We start from the raw sequence: 1962 nt of genomic DNA on the forward strand, positions 1-1962 counted from the left end.
GTTTTACTTGACCACTACATATCCAGTGTAGTTTGACAGGTACGATTCAGGGCAGTGGTGTCCCCGACTCCCTTCCTGGTAGTCGAACAAGACGATACCGGGGGATTGCGCATTACCGCCCCGGTCTGGACCACACCCATACAACCAGATGTAACTTTTCTTTCTTTCGTCATCGAGCACGGTCAATGTGGTCTCGTCCGCGAACAGAACATCTTGAGCAAGGAGGGTTTCTTTCAGTAAGGCGATTAACGGCTCTACCTTATCAGCGCAACGCAGTATCCATTGACTCATCGTTTTTCGGCTGAGCGCTAGCCCATATTGTCTGAACAGCGATTCTTGACGATAGAGAGGCAGGGCATAGTGGTATTTGTTCGTGATAATTTGCGCAAGCAAAGAGGGAGTCGCGATGCTTTTCGGGATAATCGATGCTGGCGGTGGAGCCATCAACACGAGGCTCTTTTCTCCTAGCACGTCACATTGACGACAGACGTATTTGGGTCTTTCGGTGACTTCAACGTACAACTTAGCTGGGATATACACCAGTTTTTCACTGGTGCTTTGCCCCATCCTGCAGAGCATCGACTGGCAACACGAGCAGGTTTTTTCTGATTCTGGTATGTCCACCACGACTCGCTCTCGTGGTAGGTCTTTGGGAAGCTTTGGGCGACCACGATGTTTTGTCTCGGATGAAGTGTTTTCCGCTTCAGGGGCGTCATCATTCGGATTATCGGGGGTTTCCTCTTCACCTGTCGTATCGGCATGAGTCTCCGCCTCATTGAACTCTAAGTCCTGAGGGGGCAGGGTTTCACTACTGCTACCAAAGCGTTTACGCCGCGCTAGGTTGAGTTTTTCAACCAGCGATTGAATAGTTAATTCGCTCTCGCTTAGAGATTGGCGAAGTGTGAGTACCGTAGATTCAAGCTCGGTCACTTTTGAACGTAAGAGCGCTAGCTCATCTTCTTTATTTTTATTTGGCATATAAGGAAGATCGCAGAGTTACGCGAAAGTTCCTTATACGCAATATTTTTTTTAATTTAGTTAAGGCTTTGGTAATTCAATGCTTGGTGGGGTTTCAATTTTTCAATGTCGAGCCCATCAAGCAACCAATGCCACTGCTCTTCCGTTAATGAGAGGGTTTTCCCTGGCATTTTTCTTGGCCAAGCGAACTTATCTTTTTCGAGTCGCTTTTGCCAGAGGCAAAAGCCATTACGCTGCCAGTAGAGAACTTTGAGCTTATCCCGCGTGCGATTAGAGAAGACAAATAGCGCTTCAGAGAAGGGATTAAGGTTCATATTCTGTTCAACGATAAAGCTCAAGCCGTTAATGCCCTTTCTAAAATCGACGGGCGCCTTGTGGAGATAGATAACAGAGATATCAGGGAACATTTTCATACAACAGCAAGCTCCTTCAATAGAAGGCCGAGCCACTGAGGTGCTACATCACGAGGCACATGAAGAGAGAACGCCCCCGCTTCAAGGCGTAATTCCGTAGGTAACGTAGAGGGAGGCAGTTGCTCGGTTTTGGTGTTTAGCCTGGCTGTTTTTTCAACAACAACGAATTCAGAAAGTGACTCTTCTCGTTTTTTAGGCAGGTTGACTAAGTGGTGTAGTTTGCGACGGTTGTTATCAAATGTTTTTGGATGAAGATTGTGCTCTAAACAAAACTGAGCGGCAGACTGCTCACTATTGTAATACTTCTGAACAAGGCGTAGCCATTCTTGCTGAGATCTATGCTGAGACATTTTCGAGTACCTTTAACGATAAAAGTTAAAGGTTACGACGTTTATTAAAAGGATTGAATGAGTCGATTTAAAGACGCTTACGATCCTTTTAACAGGTCATGAGTTTCCCCAACAAAAAAGCCTCCCGTATGGGAGGCTTTTTTGTATCTAAATCTAGGTGCGCACTAAGTGACGTTACGTTAAATGTGGGCTTTGATGAAAGCCCACATTGGTCTAATAGA

General features: G+C 46.0%; 3 protein-coding genes. All 3 read right to left on the bottom strand.

The features are described 5' to 3' along the window. Window positions 1-3 precede the first annotated feature (3 nt). Genes BCT34_RS02900 through BCT34_RS02910 form a run of 3 tightly spaced genes read right to left on the bottom strand, consistent with a single transcriptional unit; the run spans window position 4 to window position 1741 of the window. The gene (locus tag BCT34_RS02900) at window positions 4-978 is read right to left on the bottom strand and encodes an IS66 family transposase (protein WP_241902762.1); all 975 of its coding nucleotides are present in this window, start codon (window positions 976-978) and stop codon (window positions 4-6) included. Between the two features lie 56 nt (window positions 979-1034). Beyond that, window positions 1035-1391: an IS66 family insertion sequence element accessory protein TnpB gene (gene tnpB / locus BCT34_RS02905; RefSeq protein ID WP_083702738.1), complete on the bottom strand. Its 357-nt coding sequence runs from the start codon at window positions 1389-1391 to the stop codon at window positions 1035-1037. After that, window positions 1388-1741 carry a hypothetical protein gene (locus BCT34_RS02910; protein WP_076650796.1) on the bottom strand — a complete coding sequence of 118 codons (354 nt, stop codon included), beginning with the start codon at window positions 1739-1741 and terminating at the stop codon, window positions 1388-1390. Before BCT34_RS02910 ends, tnpB begins: the two co-directional genes overlap by 4 nt. Between the last annotated feature and the right edge of the window lie 221 nt (window positions 1742-1962).

Source organism: Vibrio sp. 10N.261.45.E2 (assembly GCF_002875705.1).
Lineage (GTDB): Bacteria > Pseudomonadota > Gammaproteobacteria > Enterobacterales > Vibrionaceae > Vibrio.

What these genes read in the sequence shown, in the direction of transcription:
- BCT34_RS02900 (WP_241902762.1), bottom strand. Translation starts at nt 978, where the DNA reads ATGCCAAATAAAAATAAAGAAGATGAGCTAGCGCTCTTACGTTCAAAA.
- BCT34_RS02910 (WP_076650796.1), bottom strand. Translation starts at nt 1,741, where the DNA reads ATGTCTCAGCATAGATCTCAGCAAGAATGGCTACGCCTTGTTCAGAAG.
- tnpB (WP_083702738.1), bottom strand. Translation starts at nt 1,391, where the DNA reads ATGAAAATGTTCCCTGATATCTCTGTTATCTATCTCCACAAGGCGCCC.